The sequence below is a fragment of the Limimaricola cinnabarinus genome (assembly GCF_002723615.1).
Taxonomy (GTDB): Bacteria; Pseudomonadota; Alphaproteobacteria; order Rhodobacterales; family Rhodobacteraceae; genus Limimaricola; species Limimaricola cinnabarinus_B.
Genome location: NZ_KZ304956.1, coordinates 114,957 through 131,043, shown reverse-complemented (window position 1 = coordinate 131,043; position 16,087 = coordinate 114,957). Strand labels below are relative to the sequence as shown.

The 16,087-nt window shown below is 66.9% G+C and carries 19 protein-coding genes and 1 tRNA gene; 10 read left to right on the top strand and 10 right to left on the bottom strand.

Features of this window, described 5'->3' with window-relative positions:
- Positions 1-43 precede the first annotated feature (43 nt).
- The 5 genes from CJ301_RS08620 (at position 44) to CJ301_RS08600 (ending at position 6,905) form a co-directional block, all read left to right on the top strand.
- On the top strand, positions 44-1,456 hold the full coding sequence (locus CJ301_RS08620) for a cryptochrome/photolyase family protein (protein WP_099276352.1): 1,413 nt from the start codon (positions 44-46) through the stop codon (positions 1,454-1,456).
- Positions 1,457-1,597: 141 nt separating this feature from the next.
- A complete protein-coding gene (locus tag CJ301_RS08615; protein ID WP_099276349.1) occupies positions 1,598-2,038 on the top strand; it encodes a TrgA family protein in 441 nt (146 codons plus the stop codon).
- A complete protein-coding gene (locus CJ301_RS08610) occupies positions 2,035-3,168 on the top strand; it encodes an NUDIX domain-containing protein (RefSeq protein ID WP_099276347.1) in 1,134 nt (377 codons plus the stop codon). The genes CJ301_RS08615 and CJ301_RS08610 overlap by 4 nt, the downstream gene beginning before the upstream one ends.
- A gap of 51 nt (positions 3,169-3,219) precedes the next feature.
- Positions 3,220-4,254, top strand: coding sequence for a cysteine synthase A (locus tag CJ301_RS08605; protein ID WP_099276345.1), 1,035 nt, complete (start codon positions 3,220-3,222; stop codon positions 4,252-4,254).
- Positions 4,251-6,905: a DUF3772 domain-containing protein gene (locus tag CJ301_RS08600; protein WP_099276343.1), complete on the top strand. Its 2,655-nt coding sequence runs from the start codon at positions 4,251-4,253 to the stop codon at positions 6,903-6,905. The genes CJ301_RS08605 and CJ301_RS08600 overlap by 4 nt, the downstream gene beginning before the upstream one ends.
- 27 nt (positions 6,906-6,932) lie before the next feature.
- On the opposite strand, the gene CJ301_RS08595 is transcribed toward CJ301_RS08600, so the two are convergent.
- Positions 6,933-7,997 (bottom strand): AI-2E family transporter, encoded by a 1,065-nt coding sequence (locus tag CJ301_RS08595; RefSeq protein WP_099276341.1) that lies wholly within the window; start codon positions 7,995-7,997, stop codon positions 6,933-6,935.
- Between the two features lie 214 nt (positions 7,998-8,211).
- Between CJ301_RS08595 and CJ301_RS08590 the strand changes: the two genes are divergently transcribed.
- The 3 genes from CJ301_RS08590 to CJ301_RS08575 all read left to right on the top strand — a co-directional run bounded on the left by CJ301_RS08590 (position 8,212) and on the right by CJ301_RS08575 (position 10,763).
- A tRNA-Ser gene (locus CJ301_RS08590) sits at positions 8,212-8,301 on the top strand.
- A 164-nt stretch (positions 8,302-8,465) separates the two neighbouring features.
- Positions 8,466-9,722, top strand: coding sequence for a site-specific integrase (locus CJ301_RS08585; protein ID WP_099276339.1), 1,257 nt, complete (start codon positions 8,466-8,468; stop codon positions 9,720-9,722).
- A gap of 180 nt (positions 9,723-9,902) precedes the next feature.
- On the top strand, positions 9,903-10,763 hold the full coding sequence (locus tag CJ301_RS08575) for a hypothetical protein (protein ID WP_162620473.1): 861 nt from the start codon (positions 9,903-9,905) through the stop codon (positions 10,761-10,763).
- An 86-nt stretch (positions 10,764-10,849) separates the two neighbouring features.
- Here CJ301_RS08575 and CJ301_RS18710 read toward each other — a convergent pair whose 3' ends face one another.
- From CJ301_RS18710 to CJ301_RS08565, 3 genes are all read right to left on the bottom strand, one after another.
- Positions 10,850-11,017 (bottom strand): hypothetical protein, encoded by a 168-nt coding sequence (locus CJ301_RS18710; protein WP_162620472.1) that lies wholly within the window; start codon positions 11,015-11,017, stop codon positions 10,850-10,852.
- Positions 11,018-11,130: 113 nt separating this feature from the next.
- Positions 11,131-11,391 carry a hypothetical protein gene (locus tag CJ301_RS08570; protein ID WP_099276335.1) on the bottom strand — a complete coding sequence of 87 codons (261 nt, stop codon included), beginning with the start codon at positions 11,389-11,391 and terminating at the stop codon, positions 11,131-11,133.
- 62 nt (positions 11,392-11,453) lie between these two features.
- Positions 11,454-11,723 carry a hypothetical protein gene (locus tag CJ301_RS08565; protein WP_162620471.1) on the bottom strand — a complete coding sequence of 90 codons (270 nt, stop codon included), beginning with the start codon at positions 11,721-11,723 and terminating at the stop codon, positions 11,454-11,456.
- A 148-nt stretch (positions 11,724-11,871) separates the two neighbouring features.
- On the opposite strand from CJ301_RS08565, the gene CJ301_RS08560 reads away from it, so the two are divergent.
- Complete coding sequence (locus CJ301_RS08560; RefSeq protein ID WP_099276331.1) at positions 11,872-12,462, top strand: hypothetical protein; 591 nt, start codon at positions 11,872-11,874, stop codon at positions 12,460-12,462.
- Between the two features lie 5 nt (positions 12,463-12,467).
- On the opposite strand, the gene CJ301_RS08555 is transcribed toward CJ301_RS08560, so the two are convergent.
- The 6 genes from CJ301_RS08555 to CJ301_RS08540 all read right to left on the bottom strand — a co-directional run bounded on the left by CJ301_RS08555 (position 12,468) and on the right by CJ301_RS08540 (position 15,256).
- Entirely contained in the window at positions 12,468-12,833 is a 366-nt protein-coding gene (locus CJ301_RS08555) for a hypothetical protein (RefSeq protein WP_099276329.1), read from the bottom strand.
- Positions 12,830-13,258 (bottom strand): hypothetical protein, encoded by a 429-nt coding sequence (locus CJ301_RS08550; protein WP_099276327.1) that lies wholly within the window; start codon positions 13,256-13,258, stop codon positions 12,830-12,832. Before CJ301_RS08550 ends, CJ301_RS08555 begins: the two co-directional genes overlap by 4 nt.
- A gap of 63 nt (positions 13,259-13,321) precedes the next feature.
- Positions 13,322-13,486, bottom strand: a complete 165-nt coding sequence (locus tag CJ301_RS18705; protein WP_162620470.1) for a hypothetical protein — start codon at positions 13,484-13,486, stop codon at positions 13,322-13,324.
- Entirely contained in the window at positions 13,486-13,911 is a 426-nt protein-coding gene (locus CJ301_RS08545; protein WP_216823268.1) for a tellurite resistance TerB family protein, read from the bottom strand. The genes CJ301_RS18705 and CJ301_RS08545 overlap by 1 nt, the downstream gene beginning before the upstream one ends.
- A gap of 176 nt (positions 13,912-14,087) precedes the next feature.
- A complete protein-coding gene (locus CJ301_RS18700) occupies positions 14,088-14,591 on the bottom strand; it encodes a hypothetical protein (RefSeq protein ID WP_162620469.1) in 504 nt (167 codons plus the stop codon).
- Positions 14,588-15,256 (bottom strand): helix-turn-helix domain-containing protein, encoded by a 669-nt coding sequence (locus tag CJ301_RS08540; protein ID WP_099276323.1) that lies wholly within the window; start codon positions 15,254-15,256, stop codon positions 14,588-14,590. The genes CJ301_RS18700 and CJ301_RS08540 overlap by 4 nt, the downstream gene beginning before the upstream one ends.
- Positions 15,257-15,633: 377 nt before the next feature.
- Here CJ301_RS08540 and CJ301_RS08530 point away from each other — a divergent pair, with 377 nt between their 5' ends.
- A complete protein-coding gene (locus CJ301_RS08530; protein ID WP_099276319.1) occupies positions 15,634-16,086 on the top strand; it encodes a hypothetical protein in 453 nt (150 codons plus the stop codon).
- Position 16,087 lies beyond the last annotated feature (1 nt).

Sequence of the window (16,087 nt, the reverse complement as noted above, 5' to 3'; positions counted from 1 at the left end):
GGGCGGGGCGCTAGCTCGCGGAAGGACCATGCGAGGAGTGCCCATGACCGCCCCGATCCTGATCTGGCTGCGCCGCGACCTACGGCTTGCCGACCATCCGCTCCTGAGCGAGGCCGTGGAAACCGGCGCGCCGCTGATCCCGGTCTTCCTGCATGACGAGGTGGTCGAGCGGCAGGGGGCTGCGCCCCGCTTCCGGCTCGGGCTCTCGGTCGAGAGCTTCGCGCGCGATCTGGAGGCGCTGGGCTCGAAGCTGATCCTGCGCCGGGGCCGGGCGTTGGACAGCCTGCGCGCCCTGGCCGCCGAAACCGGCGCGCGCGCCGTCTGGTGGAGCCGCGCCTACGACCCCGAGGCGCGGGCGCGCGATGCCGAGGCGATGGAGGGGCTCGACGCCGAAGGCATCGAGACCCGCGATTTCGAAGGCCACCTGCTGTTCGAACCCGAAAGCGTCGAAACCATGACGGGGGGCTATTACAAGGTCTATACCCCCTACATGAAGGCCACGCGCGACCGCGATCCGGGTGCGCCTCTGCCCGCGCCCGCGCGGCTGCCCGCGCCCGAAAGCTGGCCCGAAAGCGAGCGGCTCGAAGACTGGGACATGGCGCGCGACATGAGACGCGGCGGCGCGGTGGTGGCGAAATACTGCGTGGTGGGCGAGGCCGCGGCGCGCGAGAGGCTCGACCGCTTCATCGTCGAGCGGGTCGAGGATTACGGCCTCGCCCGCGACCGCCCCGACATCGAGGGCACGTCGGGCCTGTCGGAAAACCTCACCTATGGCGAGATCTCGATCAGGAGCTGCTACCGCGCGGCATTGCAGGCGCGCGAGGCGGGGGCCGAGGGGGCGGAGCATTTCCGCAAGGAGCTGGTGTGGCGCGACTTCGCCTATCACCTGCTGCACCACACGCCCCGGCTCATCTCGCGCAACTGGCGCGCGGAATGGGACCGGTTCCCGTGGTCCGAGGATGCGAGCAGCGCCGAGGTCATCACATGGCAGCGCGGACGCACCGGCATGCGCTTCGTCGATGCCGCGATGCGCGAGCTTTACGCCACGGGGCGGATGCACAACCGGTCGCGGATGATCGTGGGCTCCTATCTCACCAAGCACCTGATGACGCATTGGAAGATCGGCCATGACTGGTTCGCCGACTGCCTGATCGACTGGGACCCGGCCAACAACGCGCTGGGCTGGCAGTGGATCGCCGGTTCCGGCCCCGACGCCGCGCCCTATTTCCGGGTCTACAACCCCGAGAGCCAGCTGGCGAAATTCGACCCCGAGGGCGCCTATCAACGGGCCTGGATCGCCGAGGGGCAGGAGAACCCGCCCGAGACCGCGCTCGACTTCCTCGCCGCCGCGCCGCGCCGCTGGAAGCTGTCGGCCGACATGCCCTATCCCGACCCCATCGTCGATGCGGGCGAGGGCCGGGCGCGGGCGCTCGACGCCTACCGCGCGCGCGGCTGAGCCGCAGAAGGCGAGGGGGGCCGGGCGATGCCTTTTTCCGACGCTTCGGTGAAAAACCGGCCCGCCGGGCCGGCACCGGCTTTCGCTCGGGTGACGCTGGCGTTACCCAGAGTTGAAGACCCGCGCCGAGGAGCCACACGCATGCCAACTGCCGCCAAGCTCGTCGGAAGCCTGCTCTTCGCGCTTCTGGGCTTTCTCGTCACCCGGCTGGCGGAGCCGATGATGGAGGGGCTCTCGACCGTCTCCTCGGCGGCGATGATCAACGCAGCGATCGGCGCGGGCGTGGGCTGGTTCATCGCCGGGCCGCGGGCGGGCGGCGGCTGGCGCGCCGGGCTCGACAACGGGCTGACCACGACGATCTGCGGCCTGTTTCTGACGATCGGGGCGCAGGGGGCGATCTTCATGCTGCGCATGGCAATGCGCGGGCATTACCGCGACCCGATGGACGCGCTGGAGGCGATGGCTGATTACTGGCTCGCCGTCGCGGCGCGGCTGGCGGTGCCGCAGATCGTGCTGCTGCTGGTGCTGGGCGGCCTTGCCATCGGGCTGCTGCTCGAGGTCACGAGGGCGCGGGCCTCGTGAGGGGCGCGGCGCTGTTTCTCGCCGGTCCGCTGGCCGAGCCGGGCGTCTTCGCCGCCGTGACGGGCCACGCGGAGGGCGGCGCGCCCGCCCGGCTGCCGAACCATGCGCTCATGGGGGGCGGGGAGGCGCCGGTCGCCGTGCCGCGCGGCGGCGGCATGATCGAGGGGCGGCTCGTTTCCATGCCCGAGGGGGCCGCGCGCGACCGGCTCGACAGCTATGCCGCGACGCTGGCGCTGGTTGCGCGCGAGGTCGAGGTTTTGCGCGGCGCGGACCGGCTGCGGGCCGTGCTCTTGGAGGGGGCGGAGACGCCCGCCGGGGCGCAGGGCTGGAACGCCGGGGCATGGCGGGCGCGGCATGGCGCAAGCTGGCCGCTCATCGCCGCCGAGATCGCGGAGCACGCGCCGCCGCTGTCGCCGGGCAGCTTCGCGCGGCAAAGGACGATGATCGAGGTGCGCGCCGCGGCCCGGCTGCGCGCAAGCCGCGATGCGGCACCCGCGACGTTGCGCCGGACGGCCCGGCCGGAGGATTTCGCATGGTGCGCCGATGCGCCGCTGGCGGGGGCGTTCTTCAAGCTGGCGGGGATGCGCATGGATCATCTGCGCTTCGATGGCGGCCGGGCCGAGGCGCTGCCGCGCGAGGTTCTGGTGGGCGTCGATGCGACGCTGGTGCTGCCCTATGATCCGCGCCGCGACCGGGTGCTGCTGGTCGAGCAGTTCCGCACCGGGCCTGCGCGCCGCGGCGCGGCCAACCCCTGGACGCTGGAACCCGTCGCCGGGATCGTCGACCCGGGCGAAAGCCCGCGCGAGGCCGGTCTGCGCGAGACGCGCGAGGAGGCGGGGCTCGTGCTCGACAGCCTGATCCCGATCTTCGGCGGCTACCCTTCGCCCGGCTCGAACACCGATTTCTTCCACTGCTTCCTCGCCCTCGCCGACCTGCCGCAGGAGCGCAGCTGGCGCGGCGGGCTGGCCGAGGAGGACGAGGATCTGCGGCTGCACGCCGTCTCCTTCGACCGCGCGATGGAGCTGGTCGGCACGGGCGAGATCGAGGTGCTGCCCTTGCAGGCGATGCTCTACTGGCTTGCACATCATCGTGTAGAGCTGCGCGCCTCGGCACATCCGCCGGGTGCTTGAGTTTCGGACGCACGCTGCCTATTGCTCGGACAACACAGGAAAGGCTGCCCCATGGACATCAAATCCGACCTCGCCGCCGCCATCGGCAACACCCCCCTCATCCGGCTCAAGGCCGCCTCCGAGGCGACGGGCTGCGAGATCCTGGGCAAGGCCGAATTCCTGAACCCCGGCCAGTCGGTCAAGGACCGCGCGGCGCTTTGGATGATCCGCGACGCGGTTGAGAAGGGCACGCTCAAGCCCGGCGGCACCATCGTCGAGGGCACGGCGGGCAATACCGGCATCGGTCTGGCGCTGGTCGGCGCCTCGATGGGCTTCAAGACGGTGATCGTGATCCCCGAGACGCAGAGCCAGGAAAAGAAGGACATGCTGCGGCTTGCCGGCGCCGAGCTGGTGCAGGTCCCGGCGGCCCCCTACCGCAACCCCAACAACTACGTGCGCTATTCGGGCCGGCTGGCCGAGGAGCTGGCGCGCACCACGCCCGAAGGCGTGCTCTGGGCCAACCAGTTCGACAACATCGCCAACCGGCAGGCGCATATCGACGCCACCGCCCCCGAGATCTGGGAGCAGACAAAGGGCAAGGTGGACGGCTTCATCTGCGCGGTCGGCACGGGCGGCACGCTGGCCGGGACCGGGATGGGGCTTCAGCCCAAGGGCGTGAAGATCGGCCTCGCCGATCCCGAAGGCGCGGCGCTGCACAGCTTCTACACCACCGGCGAGCTGAAATCCGAGGGCGATTCGATCACCGAAGGCATCGGGCAGGGGCGGATCACCGCCAATCTCGAAGGCTTCACCCCCGATTACAGCTACAAGATCCCCGACAGCGAGGCGCTGCCGATCGTGTTCGACCTTCTGAAGCATGAGGGCCTCTGCCTGGGCGGCTCCTCGGGCATCAACGTGGCGGGCGCGATCCGGCTGGCGCGCGAGCTGGGGCCGGGGCACACCATCGTCACCGTGCTGTGCGATTACGGCACGCGCTACCAGTCCAAGCTGTTCAACCCCGACTTCCTGAAGTCCAAGGGGCTGCCCGCGCCGGACTGGCTCGATCGCGGCCCGTCCTCCATTCCGGGCGTCTTCGAGGACGCATGAGCGCCCGCCTTTCGGCGGCTCCGGCGGGGCCGCGTCTCGTGGCCGCGCTGCTGCTGTCGCTTTGGTGCGCGCTGGTGGCGGGGCCCGTCATGGCTCAAGGCATCGCGCCCGTGACGGGCGGGCTGTTCGGCACCGCCGAACCCGAGGCGGCCGAAGAGCAGGCCGCGCCCGACCCCGTCCCCTCCGATGCGCCCGCCGCCAGCGTCGAGGAGGCGCTGAGCCCCGAGGTGGTCCTGCCCGATGAGGGCGAGGCCGCCGGAAACGAGGCGGCCGGCGAAGACGAACCCGGCGAAGCCGAAACGACCCTGACCCCCGCCACGGCCTATGCCGCGGCCGACACGGCGCTGCCCGGCACCGGCCCGCTTGCGGCGGTGCTGGCCGAAGACGGCGTGAACTGGGAAAGCTGGGAGCGCACGGCGGCGCGCAGCGAGGCGCTGTCGCAGCGCGGGCAGGGCTCGGATTTCGCGCTGCAACGGCTGCGCGGCGATCTGGTGGTCTGGCGCGACAGGTTCCAGCAGGCGCGCGGCGCGAATGGCAGCCGCATCGGCACCGTCGAGGCGCAGCTCACCGCGCTGGGCGCCGCGCCCGAAAGCGGCGGCGAGGATGCCTCGATCGCCGAGCGGCGCGCGGCGCTCACCGAGCGGCTGATGCAGCTGCGCGCCCCGGTGCGGCTGGCCGACGAGGCCTATGCCCATGCCGACGGGCTGATCCGCGAGATCGACCGGTTGATCCGCGAACGGCGCGGGCGGGCGCTGGGCGATCGCGGCGTCTCGCCGCTCAATCCCGGCCTGTGGCCCGGCGCTCTCGTGGTGATGTATGAGCGCGCCGAGGCGCTGCGCGCCGAGCTCTGGCGAGGCTGGACCTCGCCCGCCGCGCGCGCCGCGCTCGGGCCGGTCCTGGCCGAGGCGCTGCTGCTGGGGCTGGCGGGCGGGCTTTTGATGCGCGCCGGTCTCTGGGCCCGCCGCCTGCGCCGCCGCATTCTCGAAGCCGACAGGCGCGGCTCGCGCGCGATGGCCTTCGGCGTCTCGCTGGGGCAGGTGGCGCTGCCCTTCGCGGGTCTGGTGCTGATCGGGCGGGCCTTCGATCTTGCGGGAATGGACGGGCCGCGGGCCGGGGCGGTGCTGATGGCGCTGCCGATGGCCGGGCTCGCGGTGCTGCTGGCGCGCTGGCTGGCGGGGCAGTTCTTCGGCCCCGAGGCGGCGCAGCCGATCGCCGGGATCGCGCCCGCGCGGCAAGTCCGCGCCCGGCGGCAGGTGATGCTGCTGGGCTGGGCCATCGCGCTGATGCAGCTGTCGCAGGCGGTGATCGCCAGCGCCGACGCGCCCGACGGCGCCGAGACGGCGCTCCTGTTCCCGCTGCAGCTTCTGGTGGCGGTGCCTTTGTTCATCCTGGGCCGGACGCTGGCGGGGGTGACGCATGACGGCGCGCCCGCCACCGCCCCGGTGACGCCGCAGCCCGAAGCCGCGCGGCGCGACACCACCGGCTTCCGGCAGGGGCTCCTGTCGCTTCTGGGCAAGGTGGCGATGGCCGTGGCCGTGGCCGCGCCGGTCCTCTCGGCGCTGGGCTATGCCGCGCTGTCGGAGGCGCTTTTGGTCCCCGCGATCAAGACGATGATGCTGATCGGCGTGCTGGTGCTGCTGCAAAGGCTCGTCTTCGACCTGTGGACCGTGGCCACCGGCTCCGAGGATCTGGCGCGCGACGCGCTGGTGCCGGTGCTGATCGGGCTGTTCCTGATCCTTGCCACGCTGCCGGTGCTGGCGCTGATCTGGGGCGCGCGGCCCGAGGATCTCTCCGAGGTCTGGACCCGCTTCCGCGAGGGCTATTCCTTCGGCGAGACCCGGCTGCAACCCACCGACCTGCTGTGGCTTCTGGTGATCTTCGTGATCGGCTATGCGTTGACGCGGCTGGTGCAGCGGGTGCTGCGCTCGGTGGTGCTGCCGCGCACCAAGCTCGATCTCGGCGGGCAGAACGCCGTCGCGGTGGGTTTTGGCTATGTCGGCATCACCACCGCGGCGATCCTCGCCATCACCACCGCCGGGCTCGACCTGTCGAACCTCGCCATCGTCGCTGGTGCGCTCTCCGTGGGCATCGGTTTCGGCCTGCAGAACATCGTGTCGAACTTCGTCTCGGGCATCATCCTGCTGATCGAGCGGCCGATAGGCGAGGGCGACTGGATCGAGGTGGGCGGGCAGTCGGGCTATGTGCGCGACATCTCGGTCCGCTCGACCCGGATCGAAACCTTCGACCGCACCGACGTCATCGTGCCCAACGCCGATCTCGTCTCGAACCAGGTGACCAACTGGACCCGCGGCAATTCCGTGGGCCGGGTGATCGTGCCGGTGGGCGTGGCCTATGGCAGCGATCTGGTGCGGGTGCAGGAGATCCTGCAGGAGATCGCGGAGGATCATCCGCTCGTGCTCGCCAACCCGGCGCCGGCGGTGCTGTTCCGCGCCTTCGGCCCCTCGCGGCTGGAGTTCGAGATCCGGGCGATCCTGCGCGACATCAACTTCGTCGTCGCGGTGCAGTCCGAGATGAACAACGACATCGCGCGGCGCTTCGAGGCCGAGGGGATCGAGATCCCCTTCCCGCAGCAGGATCTGTGGCTGAAGAACCCCGAGGCGCTGCACGAGCAGGCCGAGAGCGAGAGCTAGGCCGCGCGCATCCTCCCCCCGGCTGGCCTATTCGGCCGCCCGGGCGTGGGGGGCGGTCTCGCGCGCCTCGGTCTCGGGCTCGGGCAGCCCCTCGCGCGACAGCAGGATCGCCAGCGGGCGCAGCGCCGGGATCTCCGAGCATACGATCATCGCCGCCACGGTGATCGGCACCGACAGGAACATCCCCGGAATGCCCCAGACCGCGCCCCAGAAGGCGAGGGAGATGATGATCCCGAAGGAGGACAGGCGGAGCGCCCGGCCCATCATCATCGGGTCGAGCACATTGCCGTTGATGAACTGGATCACCCCGGTGATGGCGAAGATCGCCCCGGTCATCGCCGGATCGCCGAGCTGCACATAGGCCACCAGCGCCACCATCGCGGTCGCCACGATCGAGCCGATATTGGGGATGTAGTTGAGCATGAAGGTGAGGATGCCCAGCGCCACCGCGAGATCGAGCCCGAACAGCCCCGCCAGCGCCCAGACCATGACGCCGGTCATCAGCGAGACCAGCGTCTTGACCGCGAGGTAGCGGTTCACCCGGCGGATGATCGAGCCGATGATCCGGCCGACCCGGTCGGCCTGCACCGGATCGCCCACGAAATTCACCAGCTTGGTCGAGAACCAGACCCGTTCGGCGAAGAGAAAGCCGACGAAGAGGATGACCAGCACCGTGCCCTGCATCAGGTTGCCCGCCTGGCTGGCCAGCGTGCGGATATAGCCGCCGAACTCCACCGTCTGGACCGAGTTCAGCACCGCCGCCTCGGTGTTCTCGCCCAGCCATGAGAACAGCCGGGCGATCGCCTCCGGCGCGCGGTCGGCATAGCTCAGCGTGGTCAGCAGCACGGTGTTGATCTGCGCCAGCACGACCGAGGTCAGCGTCAGCAGCGCCGCGGCGATGGCGACGACGGCGGCGATCGAGGCGAGCCAGTTGGGAATGGCGAGCGGGCCGATGCGGGCCCGCGCGATGAAGCTGATCGCATCGCTCATCAGCGAGAAGATGACGATGGCGGTGACCAGCGAGATCAGCAGGAACCGCGCCTGCACGAGCAAGAACAGCACCACCGCGAAGGCGATGATGATCAGGGCCACATCCTGCACCCTGTGCGGATCGCGCGGCGAGAGCCGGCGTCTCTCTGGGGCGGGGCGGGGCGGCGCTTGGGGCGGTCGGGTGATCAAGTCGGGTGTCTCGCAGGCTGTTGCCGCCTCACTATGCGGGAGCAGCGGGCCGGTAGCAATCGACGCGCGAAATAGCGCGGCGACGGCCCTTGCAAAGCCCGCCCGGCTTGGCTACTGAGCGCGCAACGGAGCGGTGGCCGAGTGGTCGAAGGCGCACGCCTGGAAAGTGTGTAGGCGGGGAACCGTCTCGAGGGTTCGAATCCCTCTCGCTCCGCCACTTTTCATCCAGTAAAATCCCCATAAGGCGCTGAAAAGGTTCGGTAAATCTCCGGGCCTCGCGAATAGCGTTTTCTCGATTTCCTGATTTGATGCACAAATTGGTGCACTTTTTGGTGCACATGGCCCCTTGTGCTGCCTCGCAAAACCCGCGCATCTGTACCCATGATCTATCTGCGCGGCACTACCTGGTTCATGAGACGGCGGCGACCCAAGCGCTATGCCGCGGTCGATCCTCGCGAGATCCTCAACATCAGTCTGGCGACTGACAGCGAGAGCGTGGCGCGCGAAAAGGAATCGGCCGTCTGGGGCGAGCTGGTCGAGGGCTGGGAGGCGAAGCTCGCCGGCCGTGATGGCGATGCCGAGGCGCGCTACCAAGCCGCCCGCGACCTGGCACAGCAGCGCGGCTTCCGTTTCCGGCGGATTGAGGAGGTGGCCAAGATGCCGACCTCCGAGATCCTTGATCGGGTCGAAGCGATCTCTGAGGTGAAGGGCGAGCCTGATGCGATGGAAGCGGCCGCGCTCCTCGGTACGGTGCGCCCGCCGGCGCTGACCATCAGCCGCGCACTCGAGGCCTACTGGACGCTCGCCCGCGACAAGACGCTGGGCAAGTCGACCGATCAGCTGCGGCGCTGGCGCAATCCGCACATCAAGGCGATCCGCAACCTGATCGGCGTCGTCGGCGATGTCGAGCTCGAGCGGCTGACGCCCGACGATATGCAGGACTTCCGGGACTGGTGGATCGACAAGGTTGAGGAGGGCGACGTAATCCCCGCCTCGGCGAACAAGGACTTCACCTATGTCGGCGCGGTGCTGCGCTTGGTGGCCGCCCGCAAACGCCTGGGCTTCGTGCCTCCGACCCCGGAGCCGATCAAGGCGGGGCGCCAGAACACGCGGCTGCCCTTCTCGGTGGACTGGATCCGCGACAAGATCATCCCCGGCCTCGGTGGGTTGAACAGCGAGGCGCGCGCGATCGTTCTGGTGATGGTCAACACGGGCATGCGGCCGAGCGAGATTGCCAACCTGGGCGGCGACCGGATCCAGCTCGAGGGCAACATCCCGCATGTCCAGGTGCGGCCCGTGGGGCGTCAGCTGAAGAACGATGTCTCTGAGCGTGACGTGCCCCTCGTTGGCGTCTCGCTCGAGGCCATGCGCGGCTGCCCGGAGGGCTTCCCGCGGTATCTCGACAAGGCGGGCCTGTCGGCGACCGTGAACAAGTACCTGCGGGAGAACGGCCTATCCGAGACGCCGCGCCACACGCTCTACGGCCTGCGGCATTCGGTCGAGGATCGGCTGCTGATCGCGGGGGTGGATGAGCGGGTGCGCCGTGACATCCTCGGTCACAGCCTCAACCGGCAGCGCTACGGCGACGGTGGCGGCCTGCCGATGAAGCTGGATGCGCTTCAGCGGATTGCCCTCTGAGTTGTCGCTGCAAATGCTGCGGTCTGCCGTGGTGATGCTGTCCAACAGTATGCGGTGCAAGCGGAAGCAGTTGCTCTCGGTCCAACTTGTTGAAAAGCTGGCAGACATTGGAATCAGTGAGAAAGAGGTCAAGTCGCCAGCAAGCTTTCCCGAGGAAGGCTCAGCGCGACGTAATTTGCAATGTCTGTCAGCCGTTGGATCATCGCGATTGTATTTGGATTAGTCGCCAGCCTAGGGCAGGCCCAAGAACAAGCTAACGATCCCAGCGACACCGCCCCCGAAGAGCAGAACCCAGCCCAGGTGCTGCCTATTCCTTTGCCGGTTGACATTATCGACGATGAGGCCGCCACCGAGACCCGCCAACGCAGCGAACAAGAAGCCCGCGAGAGAGAGATAGCGGATCTTGCTGCCCAACAGGGCATGAACGCCGCCACACAGTCTATCGAGCGCGCCACCTTGGATATGCGGGATTACGCGTTCTATTCCACAGTTGCCGTGTGGATCGGTACTGCGCTCCTGCTTTATACCCTCTGGCTCACTCGCCAAGCTAACCGAGCGGCGCAAGCTGCCGTTAACGTCACCAGAGAGATTGGCGAGGCGCAATCTCGGGCTTACCTGAGCGCAACTCACGCTAGGGCAGTATTCCTGCCCCCAGACGGCGGGTACGGCCTTGAACTCACCATCCGAAATACCGGCCAATCTCCGGCTAGGGGCGTAGCAATCCAAGCAGCCTCTACCGCAATGGAGAATGGTGAGGTCTTGTATAGAGAGAAGTCTGAGGGGATGGTTGATGTGGGGGATGTGGAAGCAGGCTATGAGGCCCCTATCGTTCCGTTCGGCCGCCGTGATCCGACAATCTTTAGAGCGGTAGCCGATGAGCAAAAGAAGCCGATTTTGCACATTGCCGGGGCCATCAAGGGACACGATGTCTTCGGTCGTCCCATAGATCAGCCCTTCTTTTTCTCCGGGATGGTTATTGACGAGGGCAGTGGCCCTGTTTCCAAACTGCACAAAGCCTCCCGCGACTACACACAAGACTAGTGCCTTAATCATCGCTCCCTTCCGGGGCTTGGTGCGTTTGCTACCTAACACCGCAATAGTAAGAAAGAAATAGGCTAGCGCTCTAATCAATGAATCGCCCTCTGAGCCGCGTCGAGCTCGTCGCGCAGCCGGTTGATGACGGGGATGTAATCTTCGCCGCCTGGCGCCTCTGCGATGCGCTCGACCTTCCGCAGCGCGGCCTCGATGCGCGCCGCGCGGGCTTCGATCGGTGAGGGGCGGCGGATAGCGGGCATTTAGAACAGCACCTCGATCAGCTTTGCGACGCCACAGATGATCAGCAGCCACAGGCCGATCCCGATCGGGATGGCGAGAAAGACGCTGGTGCCGGGTGCGATCCGCCTGCGGTTCATGCCCGGGTGCCCTTGTCAATGAGCTTCATCCGCGCCTCTTCCACGCCCAAAGCCTTGCGGCCCTGGGCCACGATCACCGGGGCGATCATGAGCGGGAATAGCATCGAGCCCACGACCTGAAGCGGGGTGCTGTCGATCAGCATGCCCGGGCCGTAGGAGATTGCGGCCATCAGGACCGTTGTTCGGATGGTGCCCGGCAGGGGGCGTCGCCTCGACGGCCAATCGAGAACAAGCGAGATTTTCAGTTCGTTCGCCATTTGAAACTCCTTCTTCTCACCGGCTGTCAGGGGAGGGCGGGCTTGTCTGATCCGGTGATGCTTTACGCCGCACCCCGACGCGTATGCGCCCATTCGAGGAAGGGCTGGCGCGGGCCGTAGATGCTCAGCCATTGCAGGATGAGCATCTGACGCTGCGCTTCCCATATGGCGGCGACCTCGGGGTCAGTGCCGTCAACGAGGTCGGCCAGCATGGCCTTGGCTTCATCCGTGCGGCCCGACTGCAGCGTCTCGAGCGCCAGCTCGATACCGTTTTCGAGGCGGTCCACCTCGTTGAAGCAAAGGCAGGGTGTGCAGGGGCAGGGCTCAGCCATCATGCGTCCTCGCGGCAAGGTTGCAGTTGAGGGCCATAGGAGCCGCAGCTAACGTCAGGTGCAGGCCGCACGCCGCAAACGCGCGACCTGCCACACCCCCTACGCTTTGCAGGACTGCAGGAGGCATGTTCAGAATGAGAGAGAGCAGATGCGCGAAACCACCGAAACCACCCCGCCCGCCGGCGCTACCACCGGGGACCAAAGGAATGCCTCCGGGGATCAAGCCCCCGCGGCCAAAGTAGACCTTCAGCGGTTCGAGCTGCTGCGAAGCGCGCTCTACCATGAGGATCGCGAGGACTGGTACGGGCGCATCAGCCGCGTGACGACGTTCATTGTGCTGCTCTTGGGCAGTGGCGCGGTAGCGGCCTTCGGGGCCAGTCATGAGATCGTTGGACAATTGGCCGGGCTGGCAATTGCCACGCTGTCCGGTGCTAGCTTGGTCTGGGACATGAGCGGTCGCATGCAGACCCATGCCGTGCTCAAGCGCCGTTTCTTCTGGCTGATGGCTGATCTCGAGCGCGGCCGCGATCTCAAGGAAGTTACGGCCGAGGCGACGATGATCTACGCGGACGAGCCGCCGGCGATGTGCGCGGTCAATGCGGTCGCCCATAACCGGGCCGGCCAGAACACTTACGGCAGCGACTTCGATCGCGTCGTGCTTCGCTGGTACCAGCGCCGGTTCCGCCACTGGGCAGCTTTCCGAAGCCTTGAGGAGCCTCAGGTCAAGGCGGCTGCGTGAGACGATCACGGCGCAATCCCCCGTGTCAGCAGCTTAGGCAGGTCTGCGATAAGGGAGATCGCGAAGATCCCTACCATGACGATAGCCACGCCACCGATGAGCGCCGCGAGGCCGGACATGATCCGGTACTCGAGGCTGTCGTCTTCGGGCTGGATGGCCTCGGCGTGGTCGGAGTCGGGCTGAGCGACCAGGCGAGCGCCAGCGTCGATCAGCACGCAGCTGCGCTGCCGTACGTCGTCGAGATTTTCCAGCGCTCCGGCGAGGGTCTCGATCTCGGCCAAAGAGCGGCGATCCTCGACCGAAGCAGGTGGGCGCGGTTCGTTGGCCGGACGGGCGGAGTATGCAAAGGGGATGTCGGGGAGCGCGGTCATGCTGCCGCCTCCCGCTGATGGCAGTGCTGACGCGCGGCATCGCGTACCATCTGGCTGGCAGACCAAAGCATCGCGATCACGGCCGCTTGGCGGCGCAGATCTTCCGGGCCGATGAAAAGGGCCATCTGCGCCCATTCGAGCTGAGCGCGGCGAAGGCCGGGGTCGTGGTCAGGCTGGGGCCAGCCGCCGATCACGCTACGCGCGTCGATATGCCAGTGCATCGCGGCGCTGTCGGCGTCGAAGCCGGGGACCTCGATCCCATGCAACGAGATGATGAAACAGGACCGGCCGCTTTGCGGTGGTGTCTGCCAGCTGCCGCCGGTCTCGATCACTTCATTGGCGATTGTCTCGGTGCGTTCTTCGGGCGTCATGCGGTCGAGCGCATGGACAAGCCGGGTGACGCGGTCGTGCAGTTCGGGGGGCATGTCGTGCTCCTCAAGATCGCGATGTGGCGGGGAAGGGCCGGGCGCGGGCGCCCAGCCAGAGGCTCAGCGCGCGGGGGTCTGCGCGAGGCGCGCAGCCAGCCAGACGAGGCCGACGACCATCAGGTCGAGGATCATGTCGAGAAAGCCGGGCGCGACCAGCTGCGCGGCGGTCAGCGCCACCGCCGCGCTGGTAGTCCAAGCCAGAACATGGCGGTGCAGCCACTCCATCAGACGTAGCTCGACAGCTTGAGCCCGAGCTTGGTCGCGACCTTCTCGAGAACGGCGGTTTCCTTGTCGTCGATCGCGCCGTCGGCTTCGGCGATGTCGAGTGCGGCCATCAGCACCAGCTCGGCATCAGGATCTGCGGCGACCTCCTCGATCTCGCGATAGAGGCCCATCTGGCCGACACGGCCACCATTGGCGCGATCGATCATGCGGGTGATCGAGCCTTCGATCTCGCGCGGCGAAAAGGCGGTGTTCAGGATCTCGTTGGCGGAGACGGCCTTGGCCATCGCCTCGATCTCGCTGTCCTCAATGCTGCCGTCAGCTGCGGCAACCAGAGCGGAGGCGGCGCAGACCGCTTCGAGCATATCGGTCTTGCCCTGCATGCGCTTGGCGCCGGAGGTGAGCTTGGTTTTCAGTGCTGCGAACAATGGGGGTCTCCTCATGTGAACCGCCGCGGGATGCGGCGAATGAGGAGGAAGTTACTGGGGAAGTTTCCCCATAGCAAGGTTAAATAGGGAAGTTTCCCCAAAATGGACTGGATGCCCCTGAGAAGCTGCAGATCGAAGTGGCTGCTTACCGCTTCCGGGGGCCTTCGCTTGTTCGGTCATTCGCCAGCTGAATAAACCCGGTGAACCGCCTCTTCCACAGCCTTAGCGAACGCCGCTTGCCGCTCTGGATCGGAAAGATCAGCAAATAGCGGATCTCCAACCCGTGCGGGATCCTCGATCATGGCGCGTAGCTGTGCCGCCTCATCAACCGCAATTCGTACACAGTTCCACTGCTCCACGGCGCGGCTCGTAGTTTCGGCGCAGCGCTGTGATAGTTCGGCCCCCGCAGGACCCAGTAGGTGCGGCTCATCGATAACGGCCAGCATGTCTAGCGCAACTTGAGTCATGGGAGCGCAGCTTGCCACGCTGGTGAAGGGCACTGTTTCAGCGCGACATTCTTCAAGTGCAGCATCACTGATGATCTGCGTGGTGGCAGGTGTAGCGAAAGCACCAAGAGCAGCAGTAAAAGCGGCTATTATAACTGTTTTTCCCCAATTTCGGTGCCAGGGAGGTGCGTAGCTTTGTTCGATACGACCGGTTGAGTTGATAATCTTGTTCACCCGACCCTCTTCGCTAGATCAGCAGGCCAGTGCAGACGCACCGGCGCCGCCCATTTGAGCTTCACATCGTGCTGGTTCTCGGCGCCTGGGTTAAGCGAGATCAGGTTGAACAGGCCGGGCTCGCTGCCGAGCTTGACCTGTTTGACCCAGCCCAGTCCGCGCTCGCATTCGCAGACGCAGCGCCGTCCGATTGCTTCGGAGGGCACGCCGTCGGCTACGGCACGGGTGTAGAAGAGTAGATCGCCCGCGCTGTAGATCGGCTCCATTGAATCGCCCTCGACCTCGACAGCGACGATGCCGGAGCTGGGCAAGCCCGGCGGCGCCTCGACCTGAGGGCCGTCGCCCTCTTTGCCATAGGCGTCGATCACCGGGACATGCGCGCCGGCACCGACTTTGCCAGCGATGGCGATGGTGTGTGGTAGATCGACCGGAGTATGTGCCGCTGCGATAATCTGATCGACTGACATCTCGACCGCATCTGCGATCTTCAGTGCCGTTGAAAGCTTCGGCGAGGCGGCTTTCTTGCGATAGAGATCTCGGATCGCAGTGGTGCCGAGGCCGGCTCTTTCGGACAGCGGAGATGGCTTGAGGCCTTTCGCCGTCATGACATTTCGTAAGCCCACCAAAAATTCGTCAGATTCTTCCATGTGGGGATATTGCCCCATGTAAGATCCGCCAGTTACGGGGAAGTTTCCCATTGACGAACTGGGGAAACTTCCCCATTTTGCGGGGATGGAACAGTTAATCATCGAGATCGAGGCCTATGCCTCCGCTACCGGCAAGTCGCCGGCATTGGTTCTTAGGGAGGCACTGGGGGCCAGCTGGGGGCAGTGGGATGCATGGGTCGAGGGCAGATCGAGCCCGACGATGAGAAACGTGGATCGACTTAGGTCGTACATGACGGCTCATCCGCCGTCGCCAGCTTCTCCCGCCGCCTGATGCGCCGCCCCATCCTGTTCCTGTGTGCCGTGCTTGTCCCATGCCCTCAATCTGGGGCTTCGAGCGCCGGTGGTCGAGTAAACACCCCTGCGAGGTTTTCACGGTGAGAAACAACCGTCCCGATAGCATCCAGTCCGCGATCGCCGCTGCCTACAAGGCCAATGGCGGGCTTGAGAACACCGCCTCGGATATCGGCGTCTCGACGGCCTTGCTGAGCCTTGGCACCCGCGTCGACGAGAAGCGGCAGGGCGGGCTCGGGGTCAACTATCTCGACCGGCTCAGCCGCATGCACCGGCCCTCGGCACTGCCCCTCGCACAGCATTTCTGCGCGCTCGGCGGCGGTGTCTTCCAACCGCTCGAGGCGAGCGGGCCGGGATGCCTGATCACGCTGAGCGGCGATGCGGCGAAGGAATTCGGCGACGTCGTGGCTTCGGCGCTCAGGGCCAAGCTGAGCATGAGCACGACCGACTGCGACGACACCATCCTGCAGATCGACGAGGCGATGGGGGTCCTGGTGCGGATGCGCGCCGAGGCCGTGAGACAGCGCGGTCGATAAG